The following is a 16,855-nucleotide window of genomic DNA, read 5'->3' on the forward strand; positions in this document are numbered from 1 at the left end:
AAAATTGTTAGAAATGCGTGAAAATCTGCATCGCCGGGACGTGCGTATTGGACTGAGACCTGTCCTGCCCGCACAGTGAAGGCGTGCACCGACGGGGGTATCATGGGTAAAACACGCGGATGGAACGGCTACGGGGATTGGACCCTTGAACTTTCGGGCTTGAATGATCCGGCCTGCCGGACGCTTGACGCCTATTGGGAGCCGATGCTCCTGCGCGTGATGACCGCCAAGGGTGAACCGGCCCTACTATTCTCAATGCGACGACTTCTTTGCGCAGGCCGATGCGCTGGGCCGCAAGGGGGGCTTCTGGCTTCCGCCGATGGAGCTTCAGTTCCAAGATGCCATCAAGTCGCCCCGCGCAACGGTTGAGCTGCTTGCCTATCGGCGTCTTGATCTGCGCGACAAGATCACCGGCAAGGAAAAAGCCTCCTGTTTGAGACACTCGCCGTCGGAACCTGCTCTGCACGCGGAAAACCTGCCGAATTTGACCCGCGTTGAACCGCGCGATCCGTTCCTCCCTCCGAAACTCGTCTTCGGTATCATCGATGACGGGATCGGGGTCTTGCACGGGCGCACCCGCCGCTATCCCACTGCCAGCCGGATTGAGAAGGTGCTCTGGCTGTCAGGTGCGGCTGGGGCTGCGTCCGTGCAAACCATCTCCCAGATCGACGCGGAGCTGTCGCGCCCCATTCAACGGGCCGAGCAAGACGCCTACCGTGACTATGCGCAAGCCGTCTATGCGCCCCAGACCCGCCATTCGCTGGGCCGCGCGCAGACCCACGGGGCCCATATGCTCGATCTTGCCGTCGGCGCCGATGCGGGCGATCCGATGACCAAGGTTCCGATCCTTGGCGTTCAAGTCGCGCCTGAGAGTTTCGACGACACCTCTGGCACGCGTCTGAACTTCGATATTCTCATTGGCCTGCGGTGGCTGATCCTCGAAACCGCGCTTTTGGCGGGGCTGGGCACACCGGTCGATCTGGTTGTGAACATGAGCCTTGGTTATATCGCGGGGCCCAAGAACGGACGCTCGTTCATTGAACAGGCTATCGCGCACCTGATGGATGTCGCCGAACTGGTGCTGCACATGAACGTCCACCTCGTTGTGCCATTTGGGAATGGATATTCCGACAATGTCGTGGCCCGCAGCACGATCGCGGCGGGTGGGTCGCAAGACTTCAACCTGCGCGTCCAGCCGGACGATCGCACGCCATCCTTCCTGGAGATGCGGCTGACGGACCAGAGCCCGGCGCAGGATCACAGCCAGATCGAAGTGGGTGTCACGGCCCCGCGCGGTGGTCTTCAGGCCAGCCAATTCACATTGCTCGCGGGCCAGTTTGCCGACCTGATCGACGATGCAGGCCGCCTGCTTGGACGGCTCTATCACATCCCCGCCCGCACGCTCTTTGCGGGGCAGGTGGAGCCTGCCTACCTTTTGCTGGCGCTTGCGCCCACTGTGCGGTCGCGCGCGGACACAGAGCGGACATGCCCCAGCGGGCAGTGGCAGATCACCTTGCGCAATTGTAGCAAGCAGGACATGGACCTGACCGCGCAAGTCCAGCGCGATGATGACCCGTCCGACCGAAATACGGGCGCAAGGCAGGCCCGGTTGGAGGGGGAAGAGACCCGCGCCTGGGATGCCGTCGGCCGCGATTTCGAAGGCGTCGATGAAGCGGCGGGGCGCGTGACGCGCCGGGGCACCAATTCGGCGCTCTCAACGATCCAACACAGCAGACGCCTGTCTGTTGGCGGTGCATTGGTGCGCCGTGATCCAGCGGTGCCCGCGCATTTGCTGGTAGAGCCTGCGGAATATTACGGCGCCGAAGGGGCCGATTGGTCCGGCCATGCCCCCGACCTCAGCGCAATCAGTGAGGTGGAGCGCAACGCCCCCGGCGTCACGGCGGCGGGGCTGACCTCGGCCGGGAATGCGCGCCTGTCGGGCAGCAGCACGGCATGCGCCACGGCGTCCCGTGATCTGGTCAACCAATTGCTGGGTGTTGCGCATCTGCCGGATGTGCCCCATCCGGTCTCCGATCCCCGTTTGGGCCAGCGCACTTTGCTTGATACGCCCGCCATCCGGCGACGCCCCTGACGCACAGGGGCATCGCCAACGGCCTTTTAGGAAAGCTCAGGCATCTGGCCCAGGGCCTTCTGCCAAAGATACGCACTGACATCGTCGACCGGCGCGTTCAACGGGACGGCGTTTGGCGGCGGCGGTGGGTTTGGGGCGGCATCGCCAAGCAAAACCCGTACACTGTCTTCCGTCAGATCATGGATCGGGTTCGCCGGCCCCGGCAGATCCAGCGTACGAACCGCCGTCTCACCAGCGCCCGAAAGCCAGTTCACCAACGCCTCGCCCAAGTGTCACGCCCAGAACGAGGCCGCACAAGCTGTCATGGGGATAGTGGACGCCCGCGACCGTGCGATTGTCCGAAATCCGCATGGCCGTGCGCATCAGCATCCGGGCGGACCCGTTCACGTCGCGCGTTGCGTCGTTCATGTCGAACCGGCCCACATTGCCTGCCTTGCGATCGACAAGACCCGCCAAAACGGTTGCCAATGCGAAGGACTCCGTCGCGTGGCCCGATGGCCAGGCGCCGTGGGTCGGCGTGTCGATCACCGGCATCACCTTCGAGGACAGAAGGGACGGACGCGGCACGTCGAAGACAAACTTGAACGGGAACTCGATATATCCGCACAACCGGACCACCGCCTCCGTCAGCTCAAAATCCAGTCACTGCGCGACCAGTCCAGCAATAGAACTGCGCCGAAGAAGGAGGTGATATCCTCGGTCTGCATCAGGATCTCGTCAATCCGGTCTGCGCGCAGGTCCGCCGCATCGCGCACCATCGGCAATTGCGTATTGGCGAAATAGGCATTGTCCGGCCGGTTGAGCGTGACCAGCGGATTGGCCGGATCAATCAGCGTGCTGTGAAGTTCGCTGCCCGAAACCGCAAAGCGCGCGAACAGTTGGTCGTCGATCACAACCTCGCGCGGAATGTCCGACAACGCCTCCAGCTTCTCACCGGCAGTGCGGTTGTCGAGCACGTTATTGGGCGTGGTGCCGGGATCAATATCGCCGGTCCAGTAGGGCGCGACCCCTTCGCGGTGGCTCATCAATGCCGAAGACAGCAGGCCATCGACGTCACCCAGAATCCTCACGCCCTGCGCGTCCGGCGCGACCAGCCCGTCCTGCGCGACCGGCCCGTCCTGCGCGCCCGGCTCGTCCAGCCCGACCGGCGCGTCCCGCACGTCCTGCATAGGTTGCCATATCTACCCCCAATCCTGTTTCACTGAAGCGAGTTGCCCGGAGCGGAGGATGATTGCCGTTGCGTCAATGCGTCAACGCTCGGCGGAACTTGCATACTTTTTCACGAAAAATTTGCGATTTATTGCGGTTTCTGGCTCCATGGGGGCGAGTAAAGGGGCTGCTCCGGGAAAGCTGTTGAAAAACCGTGTGAAAATCCGGTTCTTTGGAACGTTTGCTGTGATCGACAGCAACGGCCGCGACCTCACGCCGAAAGGCAAGAAGGCGCGGGGCATTGTTGCTTTGCTGGCCGAGACGACGACCATGCGCCGGGGACGGCGGTGGTTGGAGGCTATGCTTTGGAGTGACCGCGCGCCCAGTCAGGCCAGCGGTTCACTGCGCCAAAGCTTGAGTGAGTTGCGGTCTGCCTTCGGCGATACGGTGGACATTCTGCACTCTGACCGCGGCGATGTGTGGCTCAACGCCGAGGCCGTGGATACCGACATTGACCCAAACAGCCCATTGCGGGAACCGGGGCGCGCCTTTCTGGAAGGCTTCGACGTGCGCGACGAAGCGTTCGAGCAATGGTTATCTGAGGCGCGCAGCCGGTATGACGGCACGGCCCGCGTGCCCGCGGCGCCCGCCGCGGCACGACCGCTGCAAAATGTCGTGACGATCCGCTCGGCTGTCTCGGAAATCGGCTCCGTCACCGAGAACGTGGTTGGGCGTGTCTTGGCCGACACCGTAGCCCGCGGGATTGAACAGAATTTCAGCGCCGCACGATATGTCAGCGCATCTCGCAACGATCCGGATCTGGTGCCAGACCTCGAAATCCGGTGCGACACGGCCAATGACGGCGGGCGCGCCGTGGCCTTCATCCGTGTGGAAGAGGGGCAAGTGGCCGTGTCCTTTTCTCAGAACATCTCACAGTGCCCGGCACGTCGGCGGACCTCCTGCAATCCGACGCGATCCATGGCATCGTGAACGCCGCCTCGGCGCAGGTGCCGGCACGTCTGGCCAGCCATATCGACCTGCACCGGCCAGAAGCGGCGGCCATGGGCTTTTCCAGCCTCGCGCGCCGACAGCTCAAACGCCTGGATGGCGAAGGGCTGGCCGAGGCCAACGAAAACTTCCAACGCGCCTATGAGGTGGACAGCAACGGCGTCTTCCTGGCCTGGCGCGCCTTTGTCCGCATGGCGCAACTGGTCGAGGCGGTGGATGGCGATGCCCAGGGCTGGCGGGATGAGGTCGATCAACTGGCCTCCGATGCGCTTAACCTGTCGGGCGGCAATAGTCTGGCGGTCGCCTTGGTCGCCCTGACGCGTTTCATGCTGGAAGACGATCTGCGCCCGGCGGCGGAACTGGCCAAGACCGCCCTGTCGCAGAACACCAACAGCCTGTTTGCCCGGCAAACCCTTGCCTTGGCGCATTCTGCCGTGGGGGATGCCGAAAAGGCCTATGCCATGTCCTCCAGCTGCCGCACGGCTGCGGCCAATGACGAACTCAGCCATCTGTGGGACCTCTACCATGCGCTGGTTTGCATCGGGGCAGGGCGCCTGGATGAAGCGCGCGCCACATCCCACAGCTCAGCCGCCAAATCGCCGACGTTCATCGCGCCCCGCCGTCAGTTGGTTGCCCTTTGTGCCCATTCCGGTGACTTCGACGATGCCAAGGCGCATTTAACCGCTTTGGAGAAACTGGAAGGCGGGTTCACCATCGACCGCTACCTCAACGATCCTGAATACCCGAACCTGACCTTGCGCAACGCGGGGCTTCTTGATCCCGTCCGCAAGATCAAGGACTGACCTTTGCCGGGTTTCGCGCCGTGACGTTCGAACAAATTCGCACATTTCTTTGGGTCGCGCGCCTGGGCGGCTTTCGCAAGGCCTCTGAACGGCTGCACCTATCCCAACCCGCGGTCTCGACCCGGATCGCCAACCTTGAAGATGAGCTTCAGGTCACGCTGTTCGAGCGTGGGACAGGCAAGTTGATCCTGACCAAGCATGGCCAACAATTGCTGACCTATGCCGAGCAGATGCTGTTCGTTGAAGAAGAGATCAAGCATCGCGTGGGCTCCTCCGCGCAGGTCGAGGGGTTGTTCCGCGTCGGGGCCTCCGAGACCATCGCGCAAGCCTGGTTGCCCGAATTTCTACAAGCCTTTTCAAACAGCTACCCCAGCGTGAACGTTGATCTGACAGTCGACATTTCCGGCGCGTTGCGGGATGGGTTGGTGGAAAGGCGGCTCGATCTTGCCTTTCTGATGGGGCCAATTTCGGAGTTTTCGGTCAAGAACGTGCCCCTGCCGCGCTTTGACCTGCACTGGTATCGCGCGGCCCACCTGGCGGAACCGGATCTGGGCACAACGCCGGTAATTTCCTATTCCAGCCGGACGCGCCCACACCGCGAACTGACCAGCGCCCTGTCGCAGCGGGTCGGCCCCAAAATGCGGGTGTTCACCTCTGCATCGCTCTCGGCCAGCCTGCGCATGATTGCCGCCGGGATTGCGGTTGGGCCTTACCCAAAGGTCTTGGCCGGGCCGTTCATGCAGGCGGGCGAAATCGTGGAGTTCGACCCCGATCTGCCCCTGTCACCGCTGGAATTCACCGCGTCCTATCTGGCCGAGCCGCGATCGGTTCTGGTTGAGGCGTCCGCAGAGATCGCGGCCGAGGTGGCAGCCGCCTGGCACCGCCTTCACCCGGATTGACATCCAAAAATTCGATCACTCTTTATCAAAAATGATAATTTGAACGGATGAAGGTTCCTGTGCAAGCCTTGCGCCCACCAAACAGGGGGATCTGATGGCCATGCCATCCGACACAATCCAGGACAGCGCTTGGGACATTCGGCAGCGCATACGCACGGGCGCCCATGTCGGCCACACTGCGGGCCTTGCGCCGGGAAAGCTGCAATGCAACCTCGCGATCCTGCCAGAACGCTACGCCCTCGATTTCCTGCGCTTTTGTCAACGCAACCCCAAACCCTGTCCCGTCGTGGGCGTCAGCGAAACCGGTGATCCAACTCTGCCGACCCTGGGCCGCGACATCGACATCCGCACTGACGTGCCGAAGTACCGCGTGTTTCGCGACGGCGTTCTGTCGGGCGAGGTCACGGACATCACGGACCTTTGGGCCGACGATCTGGTGACGGTCGCCCTAGGCTGTTCCTTTACCTTCGAGAACGCCTTGATGCGGGCGGGCATTCCGGTGCGCCACATCGAACAGGGGCGCAACGTGCCGATGTTCCGCTCCAACATCGCGCTGCAAAGTGCGGGGCCATTTGGCGGCGAGATGGTCATCACCATGCGACCGATCCCGGAAGACAGGGTGGGGGACGCTCACATGATCTCCGCGCGCTATCCGCAGGCCCATGGCGCGCCGATTGCCACGGGCGATCCGAAGGCGCTTGGCATCGCCTCGCTGGATGCGCCCGATTACGGCGATCCGGTCGAGGTGCGCGCGGGCGAAGTGCCGGTCTACTGGGCGTGCGGGGTGACGCCCCAGAATGTGCTTTTGCAGGCCAAACTGCCGCTTTGCATCACCCATTCCCCCGGCCACATGCTCATTGCGGATGTGGCGGAAGACGCGGAAACGCCAATTTATTCAGATACATGACAGACCCAACAGGAGAAAGATCCATGAAAAAGACCCTAGGCATCCTGGCCGCCACAACTGCGCTTGCAGGCGCGGCACAGGCCGAAGATTTCAACGTTGTGGGCAGCTGGTCGTCCCTGCCGCTCCACAATCAGTATGAGGCGCCGTTCTGGACCGAAGCTCTGCCCGGCGCTGGCGATTTCAACGTCGAGTTGACCACCCACAACCAGATGGGCCTTGGCCTGTCCGAGATTTATCCGCTGCTGGGGCAGGGCGTCTATGACGTCGCCATGACCGTGGCCGACTATGCCGTGGGCGATGCGCCCGAGCTGGAAGGCCTCGACGTGCCGCTTCTCGCGCTGACCGCGGATGAGGCGCGCGCTATGGTCGATGCGGCACGGCCCATGGTCGAAGAGATCTTCCGCAACCGCTTCAACGCCGAAGTCCTCGCCATTGCGCCGTACCCGCCGCAGGTCGTCTTCTGCAATGCCGAGATCAACAGCCTGGCCGACCTCGAAGGGCTGCAAGTCCGCGCCTCGGGCCGGATGACGGCGATCTTCCTTGAGGCGCTCGGGGCTGAGGGCGTGAACGTCTCCTTCTCCGAAGTGCCGGGTGCGCTTCAGAACGGCGTTGTCGATTGCGCAGTCACCGGCGCAGGCTCGGGCTATTCCGCCGGCTGGTGGGAGGTTTCCACGCACCTTCTCCCGATCCCCCTTGGCGGCTGGGACAGCGTCGTGACCGCGATGAACGCTGACCGTTGGGATGGCCTGTCGGCCGAGGTTCAGGCCACGATCGAGGCCGAGATCGCCTCGGGCTTTGAAGACCCCGCCTGGGCCTCCGCACAAGATGCGCTGGTCAATGACATCGCCTGCCTGACCGGCAATGGCGAGTGCCCGGCAGGCGACGCGCGCGACATGGTGCTGGTGGAGGTGTCCGACGCCGACTTCGACCGCGCGCGCGAAGTGCTCGTCAGGCAGGTTCTGCCCGATTGGGCCGAGCGGGCTGGTGGCGACTGGGCTGAGCGCTGGAATGCCTCGGTCGGTGAAGTCGTCGGCGTGACCATCGAGTAATCGCCGCTAATGAGATAGGGTTGCAAGGTTGCAACCCTACCTTACCCAACTGATAAGAAAGCATAATCATGGAATTGGCTTTGATCGACCGCTTGCGCCGGATCAACCGCGCCGTGGCCCTGCTGGTGGGCATTGGCCTGCTGGGGATGGCCGGGTTCGTCGTGCTCGACATCATCCTGCGCCAATTCCATGCCTCTTTCGGCGGGTCGGAGGAGCTGGCGGGCTACGCCATCGCGCTGGCGACAAGCTGGGGCATGGCCTACGCCCTTCTGGAACTGGGCCATATCCGCATCGATCTTCTGCGGTCCCGCACGGGGCCGCAGGCCAAGGCGCTGTTTGACGTCTTCTCGCTCATCACCATGTCCGCCGTTGTCGTCACTGTCGCCATCAAATGCTGGCCCGTGGTGGAACGGGCGCTGACCAACGGCTCCCGCGCCAACACACCGCTCGCCACGCCGCTCGCCTGGGTGCAGGTGCCGTGGTTTGCGGGCTGGGTCTGGTTCGCGCTGATGTCTTGCCTCGTGACACTCTGCGCCATCCTTCTGGTCGCCAAGGGCAGGGGACCGGAGACCGAGCCCTTCGCCGGTGCCTTCGCAGAACAGGACAGCCTGCAATGATCACCTATGTCTCCGCTGGCCTCCTCGCGCTCCTCGCCCTGTCGATCCCCGTCGGCATCGTGCTGTTCCTTCTCGGCTTCGGCGTCGATCAGTTCTTCTCGTCCTTCCCGCTGACGCGCGGCTTGGGAAACATGGTCTGGTCGTCCTCCAACTCGGCCACGCTGATCGCCATCCCCTTCTTCGTTCTGCTCGGCGAAATCCTCGTCCGCTCCGGCGTCGCCACCCGCACCTATGCAGCCCTCGACCGCTGGGTCAGCTGGCTGCCCGGCGGGCTGGTCCACGCAAACGTCGCCACAGCCACGATGTTCTCCGCTACCTCCGGCTCGTCCGTTGCCACGGCGGCGACCGTCGCAACTGTCGCCATGCCGCAGGCCGAGAAACTGGGCTACGACCCCAAGCTCTTCTCCGGCGCCATCGCGGCCGGTGGCACGCTCGGCATCATGATCCCGCCCTCGATCAACCTGATCGTCTACGGCTTCCTGACCCAATCCAGCATCCCGCAACTCTTCCTCGCGGGCCTGATCCCCGGCCTTGCCCTGGCGCTCGCCTTCCTGATCGTCACCGCGATCATCTGCACCATCCGCCCCGACCTCGGCGGACAACGCCGCCTCTTTCCCTTCGCGCAAATGGCCCGCGCGCTGCTGGACCTGATCCCGATCCTGATACTGTTCGGCCTGATCGTAGGCTCCATCTATCGCGGTTGGGCCACCCCGACCGAGGCCGCCGCCGTAGGCGTCGCCGGCGCCCTTCTGATCGCCGCCGCCTTCGGTGGCATTTCGCTGACCATGATGCGCGACAGCCTTCTGGGCACCGTCAAGATCACCTCCATGATCATGCTGATCATCATCGGCGCGTCTTTCCTGAACTTCACGCTTTCGTCCGCCGGGCTCGGCCGCGAGTTGACCGCATTCATGGAAGGCCTCGGCCTCGGCCCGATGGGCTTCATCATGGTCGTCGTCGTCCTCTACATCGTGCTCGGCTTCTTCATCGAAACCCTCTCGCTCATGGTCGTCACGATCCCGATCATCGTGCCCATGGTGCTGGCGCAGGGCTATGACGTCATCTGGTTCGGCATCCTGATGATCGTGCTGATCGAGATGGCCCTGATCACCCCACCCGTTGGCCTGAACCTCTACGTCGTCCAGGGCGCACGGAAGTCCGGCTCACTCAACGAAGTCATGCTCGGCGCGCTCCCATACTGCTTGGTCATGCTGGCCATGGCCTTCGCTTTGATCTGGCTGCCTGACATCGCGCTCTGGCTGCCCGAACGCGCTGGAATAGCGCTCAAACCCCTTGTGAACATTGAACCAATGCGGTCCAAACGGCCCGCAAACGAAGAGGAACCCTCCGATGAGCTGGCAATTCTGGGTCGACCGTGGCGGCACCTTCACCGATATCGTGGCCAAGGACCCCGCGGGCGCGCTGCACACGCACAAGCTGCTGTCTGAGAACCCGGAAGCCTACCGTGATGCCGCCGTCCATGGCGTACGCACGCTGCTGGGTTTGTCCATGACCGATCCGATCCCAGACGGCGCGGTGGATGCCGTGAAAATGGGCACAACCGTCGCCACCAACGCGTTGCTGGAGCGCAAGGGCGAACGCACGCTCCTGCTCATCACCCAAGGTCTCGGTGATCTCTTGCGCATTGGATACCAGAACCGACCGCGCCTGTTCGACCTCAACATCGAGTTGCCGGAACTGCTTTACGAAGACGTGGTGGAAGTCACCGAGCGTTTGGACGCCGAAGGAAATGTCGAGACCCCGCTGGACGCCGACACCGCCCGCGCCGCGCTGCAGACGGCCTACGAAGACGGCTACAGTTCCGTCGCCATCGCGCTGATGCACTCCTACCGCTTCCCCGGCCATGAGACAGACCCTAGGTGACATCGCGCGCGAGGTTGGCTTCACCCAAATCTCGCTCAGCCACGAAGCTTCCCCGCTGATCAAACTGGTGGGCCGGGGCGACACGGCGGTGGTCGACGCCTACCTCTCCCCGATCCTGCGCCGCTACGTGGATCAGGTGGCCTCCGCCCTCGGCGCGGACACCCGCCTGATGTTCATGCAATCCAATGGCGGGCTGACCGACGCGAGCCTGTTCCAGGGCCGCGATGCGATCCTGTCCGGCCCCGCAGGCGGCGTCGTTGGCATGGTCCGCACCGCCGAAGCGCTGGGGCACAGACAAGCTCATCGGTTTCGACATGGGCGGTACCTCCACCGATGTCTGCCATTACGCGGGCGAGTACGAACGCGGTTTCGAGACCGAGGTCGCGGGCGTCCGTATGCGCGCACCGATGATGTCGATCCACACGGTCGCCGCTGGCGGTGGCTCGATCCTCAGTTACCGTGATGGCCGGATGCAGGTTGGCCCCGAATCCGCAGGCGCCAACCCCGGTCCCGCCGCCTATCGCCGTGGCGGCCCGCTTACCGTGACCGATTGCAACGTCCTTCTGGGAAAACTCCAACCTGCCCATTTCCCCGCTGTCTTCGGCCCCAACGGCGATGAGCTTCTGGACGCTGATGTGGTGCGTGAGAAATTCGAGGCGCTGCGCGCCGAGATCGGCACCGACAAATCGGTCGAAGACCTCGCCGAAGGCTTCCTGCGCATCGCCGTGGAAAACATGGCCAACGCGATCAAGAAGATCTCCGTCCAGCGCGGTTATGACGTGACGGGCTACACGATGAACTGCTTCGGCGGGGCAGGGGGCAGCACGCCTGTCTGGTGGCCGACGCCCTTGGAATGGAACGGATTTTTATCCACCCCTTCGCCGGGGTCTTGTCGGCCTTCGGCATGGGGCTCGCCGATATCCGCGCCATGAAGGAACGCCAGATCGGCGCGTCCATCGCCGCAGGACGCAACCGCCGATATGGCCGCGCTCTCCGACCTCGCCCGCGCGGAAGTCGCGGGGCAGGGCATGGCCGACGATCAAATCCAGATCATCGCGACCGCCCATATCCGCCCGCGTGGTGCGCAGCAAACGTTGGAGGTTCCCTTCGGCGACGCGGCCCAGATGACCGCCGATTTCGTCGAGGCCCACAAACAACGCTTCGGGTTCGAACCCGACACCTCCGACCTCCTGCTCGACGTTCTGGTGGCCGAGGCCGTGGGTCAGACCGGCGAAGGTGTTTCCATGCCGGACCCCGACGGCGCGGGCACAGCGCCCTTCGATGTCCGCCTCTACACCTGCGGTGCCTTCCGCGACGTGCCGTTGGTCGACCGCGCCACCCTGAAAATCGGCGCCCATGTCGACGGCCCCGCCATCCTGACCGAACCCACCGGCACCAATATGATAGAAGAAGGCTGGCGCGCGACCTGTGTGGCGGGCGGCAATCTTCTACTGGAACGCATCGTGCCGCTGGAACGGGCCGAGGCCATCGGCACCGCCGTCGATCCGGTCATGTTGGAGGTCTTCAACAACCTCTTCATGTCGATCGCCGAGCAGATGGGCGCCACCCTCCAGAACACCGCCTATTCCGTCAACATCAAGGAAAGGCTCGACTTTTCCTGCGCCATCTTCGACCAGCACGGCGATCTTGTCGCGAACGCACCGCATGTGCCCGTCCACCTGGGCTCCATGTCGGAATCCGTCCGCACCATTCTGCGCCTGAACGAAGGCAAGATCCGCCCCGGCGACGTGTTCATGATGAACAACCCCTTCAACGGCGGCACGCACTTGCCGGACGTCACCGTCATCACGCCGGTCTTTGATGGGGGCGAGATCGTCTACACTGTCGCCTCGCGCGGCCACCACGCCGATATCGGCGGCAAGACCCCCGGCTCCGCCCCGCCAGACAGCCGCGTTATCACCGAGGAAGGGGTGGTCATCGACAACTTCCTGCTGGTCGAAACAGGGCACCTTACGCGATGCCGAAACCCGCGCGCTTCTGGCCTCGGGCGACTATCCGTGCCGAAACATCGAAGAAAACATGGCGGACCTTGCCGCGCAGATCGCAGCCAACGCCACTGGTGTGGCGGAACTGACCAAGATCACGAAGCAATTCGGGCTGGAGACGATCCACGCCTATATGGGCCATGTGCAGGACAATGCCGAAGAAAGCGTGCGTCGCGTCCTCGACGTCCTGAAAGACAGCCAATTCACCTATCCGATGGATGACGGCGCGCAGATCAAGGTCGCCATCACTGTCGACAAGCAAGCCCGCGAGGCGACACTCGATTTCACTGGCACCTCGCCACAATCGGAATTCAACTACAACGCGCCTTTGGCGATCTGCCGCGCAGTCGTCCTCTACGTCTTCCGCACCCTTGTGGGCAGCGACATCCCGATGAACGAGGGGTGCCTGAAACCGCTCAACCTGATCGTGCCCGAAGGCTCCATGATCAACCCGGCCTATCCGGCGGCGGTCATCTCGGGCAATACCGAGGTCAGCCAATCCATCGCCGACACGCTCTATGGTGCCCTAGGTGTGATTGCGGGCAGCCAAGGGACGATGAACAATTTCGTCTACGGCAATTCCACCTACCAGAACTACGAGACCATCTGCGGCGGCACCGGCGCGGGCGACGGCTTCCACGGCACCTCTGCCGTGCATTCCCACATGACCAACACGCGCATGACCGACCCCGAAGTGCTGGAGACGCGATTTCCAGTGACGGTGGAGGAATTCTCGATCCGCACAGGGTCCGGCGGGCAGGGGCGCTGGACCGGCGGGGAAGGGATCACGCGGCGCTTGCGCTTTGATGAGGCGATGACAGTGACCACTTTGACCTCGCATCGCACTGTCCCGCCCCACGGGGCAGCCGGCGGCGGGCCAGGAGGCATTGGCATCAACGCCGTTCAACGCGCGGATGGCCGAACCGAGAAGCTACAGGGCAATGATCAAGCGGAATTGCTGCCCGGCGATGTGTTTATCCTGCAAACCCCGGGCGGCGGCGGCTTTGGCGCACCTTAGTCGTCGAGGCGACGCAGCGCCTTCATGGTCCGAAATTCCTCCTGCTCCGGTTCCGCAGCCAGAAGGGGACGGTTCTCAAGATGTTTCGAATAGGCCCGGCTCTCCAGCCTGGTCAATTCGCGTTTGACGAGCTCCACTTGGAACAGCAGCCGATCCTTGGACGAGCGGAGCTGATCCATCGCCGCTTCCAGCTTGGTCTCGTGATCCTCCGTCAGGATCGACATATCCTCGATCGCCACGGCATTGATCGCGGGCAGCAGCACCCAATCCAGCGCATCTCGGTACACCTGGCTGGTCAATGCCTCCAACGGATAGCTGAACCCATCCTCGGTTTTCAGGGCCCGGTGCGGGTTGCCCGCTACGGCCGCAAAACGCACCAGGGCGCGGTTAGGCTGATCATCGTAGTGCGAATACAGCACCCGCAATTGCTTGAGGGACAGACCAGGCAGCTGAATTTCTTCATCTGGATTGCTGAACACGCCGTCAGATTTGTTGCGCGAGAACTCCTGCAGAACGGCAAAGATGCGGTCACTGATTTCCGGGCAAAAGACCTCTTCCAGCGGACGTTCTCGTGTGAAGGTGATCCGGTGCCGATGCTCCGGCTTTGAAATGACCAGCGCAATGGGCACCCAAGGCGCACCGGGCGATGCGTGGGTCAATGTAATGGACAGCCCGTCAGTATGCTGTGGATCGGACAAGCCAAGCTCCTCCGTCATGGTCGTTGAACCCGATAATTATAATGATCTCCTTAAGAAACCATTAATAGTTGCTTTCCGGCTGCACGGAAAGCATCGCGTACCTGTCTTTTCAGGCATGGCCATGCGGGTTTAATCGCGCTGCGCATCCTCAACGATGGTCGCAACAACGCCCAGAACCTCGTCCACCTGGTTCAGGAATGGCGTCACCGACAGCCGCATATCCAAACCATCGGATTTGAAATTCAGGATCTGCTCTTCGCGCATCCGGAAGACCTCGTTGCAGATGCTGGTCAGCTGCGCGGTGTCGTCAGGCAGGTTGCACTGCGACAGGTGAATACCGGTTTTTGGCAGATCCTTGATATTGAACCGATCAATCGCCGCCTGGGATGCACGACGCACGATAAGGGCTTGATCAATCACAAGAACCGGGAACGGCACAACATCCAGCGTGGCCCCCAATTCGGTAGAAACACGCTGGAGCTCGGCCGAATTGACCTGCAGCTCTTCGTTGACCGTGATCAACTCCTCGTTGGTCGATTGCAGCTCCTCGTTGGAGGTCTCAAGCTCTTCGTTCGTCGCCTGAAGCTCCTCATTGGTGGACTGCATTTCCTCGTTGATGCTCTGCAATTCCTCATTCGAGGTCTGCAATTCCTCCACCGTTTGTTGCAGCGCCTCCCGCGTCTGGCTGATCTCCTGCTCCATCTGGCGGATGTAGGTGCGCTGTTCATCCTCGCTGAGGGTTTCAAGCACGTCGACCTGCGATTCCTTCGTGCGCGTCTCGATCCCAACCAGAACATGATCTTCGCCATGATCAATGCTTGGCAAAGGGTAGCAAACAGCTCGCACTTCGTTGAAGTCTTCGCCATCCATCGCATGCCAGCGCCCGGTCCGGTGCTGCTTGTTTTTCAGCGCCGTGGCGCACAGGCCGGTCATTTCATCGCGCAACGGCTTGCGCAAATTCCGCACCCCGACCCAAAGCAGGGCGTTTTCCGTCATCTGCGTAAAGGGTGAGATGTCGCCAAACACCCGAACCATTTCGCCACTGCGGGTCACGATGAACCCGTTCTTGGCGACAACGCGGGCCAAGGCGTCGAACGTGCCATGGGGCGAGACCTGCGGGTCGGCCACCGTCTCGACACGCGGCAGGTTCGGCGTCGGCGTCCAGCGCCCCAGCGCGGTACTGCCAGTTGTGAACCGGGGCGAGGGCGTTTGACCCATGCGACGCTTGGAGAATATTTTTTCGCCCCCGCTGCGCGTCTCAAACAAGGTATCCATCGATCCGACCGTCTCGGACGTGCCCAGAAACAGAAGGCCTGTGGATTTCAGAGCGTAGTGGATACGGTGCAGAACCCGGTTCTGAAGGGATGTGTTGAAGTAGATCAACACATTGCGAAGGCTGACAAAATCAACGTTCAGGAACGGCGGATCGTGGAAGATGTTGTGCAGCGAAAACAGCGTGATGGCGCGCAGTTCGGGCACAACCTCGATCCGCCCGTCATGGACCTTGAAATAGGTCTCCAGAATGCGCTCGGGGATGTCCGAGGCCGCCGTGATCGGATAGCTCCCGCGCCGTGCAACCTCCAGCGCCCTGTCGTCGATATCGGTTGCGAAAATCTGCACGCGGGCCTTACGCAGCTTTTCCAGGCCGCCCATCGCCTCGGACAGCATGATCGCGATCGAATAGGCCTCTTCACCAGTGGCACAGCCGGCAACCCAAAGCCGCAATTGGCCGACATCCTTGCCGCCCACAAGCCGCTCAAACTCGCCATGCAGTTGTTCGAACTGGTTGTGGTCACGGAAAAACCGCGTGACGGAGATCAGCAGGTCCCGAAACAGCGCGTCGACCTCTTCAGCCGAAGTCCGGCAAAAGGCGACGTAGTCGTCGTAATCCTTGATATCGAGCGCGGCCATGCGCCGGTTGATGCGCCGCGTGACAGTCGTTTCCTTGTAATCGCGGAAATCCACGTTCGTACGTGCCAGCAGGATCTGGAAAATGTCGGACAGCTTGCTTGGCCGCTCGTTCAGGCGGCGCAGCTGCGAAAAATCTCGTGTTTGGGTCAGGATTTTCGTCAAATGCTGCCCGATCTGCTCCGGCGACAGGGTCAGGTCGATGCACCCCGTTTCAGCGGCCGAGGCCGGCATGCCGTCGTATTTTGCCGTCGCCACGTCCTGCGCGATTGTGATGCCACCCGCCTCGCGGATTGCTTGCACGCCATAGCTGCCGTCACTGCCGGTGCCCGACAGCACCACACCCACCGTACGCTCCCCGACTTCTTCCGCGATCGATTTGAACAGCCGGTCCGCAGACGGTTTGGGTGAGGCAGGGTGACCGCTTGGGTCCACCAGCCGCAATTTGCCGTCTTGCAAGACGACATCCGAATTGGGCGGCGTGATGAAAATGGTGTTGGCGATCGGTGCGGTTGTGCCATCCAGTTCCACCACCGGAAGCGGAGTCTCGCGTGAAATGAGCGCGGTCAGAAGGCTCTTGTGCGTGGGCGACATATGTTGGGCCAGCACGTAGACGGCATGCGCATCCGGCGGCAGGTTCTGCACAAGGGACGAGGCCGCCTCCAGCCCCCGGCCGAGGCCGCGATGCCGACGAAATACAGGGGCTCTTCAGGGGGGTCGCTTCAGCTTCAGGCATCAAGGTGGCTCCGAAAGGCGCGCAAATTCAGGCACGTGTGATGGCTGAAAGGCTAGAGGGTCCGGGCCAGCGGAACAACCG

At 62.5% G+C, this 16,855-nt stretch carries 12 protein-coding genes and 2 pseudogenes; 9 read left to right on the forward strand and 5 right to left on the reverse strand.

The features are described from left to right. Positions 1-232 precede the first annotated feature (232 nt). Positions 233-2,092 (forward strand): S8/S53 family peptidase, encoded by a 1,860-nt coding sequence (locus ACZ1HK_RS23290; RefSeq protein WP_472630696.1) that lies wholly within the window; start codon positions 233-235, stop codon positions 2,090-2,092. 26 nt (positions 2,093-2,118) lie between these two features. On the opposite strand, the gene ACZ1HK_RS23295 is transcribed toward ACZ1HK_RS23290, so the two are convergent. The 3 genes from ACZ1HK_RS23295 to ACZ1HK_RS23305 are packed head-to-tail and all read right to left on the reverse strand — an operon-like array spanning position 2,119 to position 3,261. Then, on the reverse strand, positions 2,119-2,346 hold the full coding sequence (locus tag ACZ1HK_RS23295) for a hypothetical protein (RefSeq protein ID WP_472630697.1): 228 nt from the start codon (positions 2,344-2,346) through the stop codon (positions 2,119-2,121). Then, positions 2,321-2,701 (reverse strand): phosphatase PAP2 family protein, encoded by a 381-nt coding sequence (locus ACZ1HK_RS23300; protein WP_472630698.1) that lies wholly within the window; start codon positions 2,699-2,701, stop codon positions 2,321-2,323. The genes ACZ1HK_RS23295 and ACZ1HK_RS23300 overlap by 26 nt, the downstream gene beginning before the upstream one ends. Before the next feature lie 17 nt (positions 2,702-2,718). Continuing rightward, on the reverse strand, positions 2,719-3,261 hold the full coding sequence (locus ACZ1HK_RS23305; RefSeq protein WP_472630699.1) for a hypothetical protein: 543 nt from the start codon (positions 3,259-3,261) through the stop codon (positions 2,719-2,721). A gap of 148 nt (positions 3,262-3,409) precedes the next feature. Here ACZ1HK_RS23305 and ACZ1HK_RS23310 point away from each other — a divergent pair, with 148 nt between their 5' ends. The 8 genes and pseudogenes from ACZ1HK_RS23310 (at position 3,410) to ACZ1HK_RS23345 (ending at position 13,432) form a co-directional block, all read left to right on the forward strand. Further along, positions 3,410-4,231: an AfsR/SARP family transcriptional regulator gene (locus ACZ1HK_RS23310; protein WP_472630700.1), complete on the forward strand. Its 822-nt coding sequence runs from the start codon at positions 3,410-3,412 to the stop codon at positions 4,229-4,231. Then, entirely contained in the window at positions 4,177-5,052 is an 876-nt protein-coding gene (locus ACZ1HK_RS23315; RefSeq protein WP_472630701.1) for a tetratricopeptide repeat protein, read from the forward strand. Before ACZ1HK_RS23310 ends, ACZ1HK_RS23315 begins: the two co-directional genes overlap by 55 nt. A 20-nt stretch (positions 5,053-5,072) precedes the next feature. Then, the gene (locus ACZ1HK_RS23320) at positions 5,073-5,951 is read left to right on the forward strand and encodes a LysR family transcriptional regulator (protein WP_472630702.1); all 879 of its coding nucleotides are present in this window, start codon (positions 5,073-5,075) and stop codon (positions 5,949-5,951) included. A gap of 94 nt (positions 5,952-6,045) precedes the next feature. Then, a complete protein-coding gene (locus ACZ1HK_RS23325; RefSeq protein WP_472630703.1) occupies positions 6,046-6,858 on the forward strand; it encodes a putative hydro-lyase in 813 nt (270 codons plus the stop codon). A 23-nt stretch (positions 6,859-6,881) separates the two neighbouring features. Continuing rightward, positions 6,882-7,907 carry a TRAP transporter substrate-binding protein gene (locus ACZ1HK_RS23330; RefSeq protein WP_472630704.1) on the forward strand — a complete coding sequence of 342 codons (1,026 nt, stop codon included), beginning with the start codon at positions 6,882-6,884 and terminating at the stop codon, positions 7,905-7,907. A 68-nt stretch (positions 7,908-7,975) separates the two neighbouring features. Beyond that, positions 7,976-8,524, forward strand: coding sequence for a TRAP transporter small permease subunit (locus ACZ1HK_RS23335; protein WP_472630705.1), 549 nt, complete (start codon positions 7,976-7,978; stop codon positions 8,522-8,524). After that, positions 8,521-9,789 (forward strand): annotated as a pseudogene (locus tag ACZ1HK_RS23340) (TRAP transporter large permease); the annotation flags it as partial. The gene ACZ1HK_RS23335 and the pseudogene ACZ1HK_RS23340, both read left to right, overlap by 4 nt. Before the next feature lie 85 nt (positions 9,790-9,874). After that, positions 9,875-13,432, forward strand: a pseudogene (locus ACZ1HK_RS23345) (hydantoinase B/oxoprolinase family protein). On the opposite strand, the gene ACZ1HK_RS23350 reads toward ACZ1HK_RS23345, so the two are convergent. Beyond that, positions 13,429-14,130: a hypothetical protein gene (locus ACZ1HK_RS23350; RefSeq protein WP_472630706.1), complete on the reverse strand. Its 702-nt coding sequence runs from the start codon at positions 14,128-14,130 to the stop codon at positions 13,429-13,431. The pseudogene ACZ1HK_RS23345 and the gene ACZ1HK_RS23350 sit on opposite strands and share 4 nt — an antisense overlap. A 129-nt stretch (positions 14,131-14,259) precedes the next feature. Next, the gene (locus tag ACZ1HK_RS23355; RefSeq protein WP_472630707.1) at positions 14,260-16,683 is read right to left on the reverse strand and encodes a CheR family methyltransferase; all 2,424 of its coding nucleotides are present in this window, start codon (positions 16,681-16,683) and stop codon (positions 14,260-14,262) included. Positions 16,684-16,855: the final 172 nt, after the last annotated feature.

The sequence above is a fragment of the Gymnodinialimonas sp. JB5-7 genome (assembly GCF_055693405.1).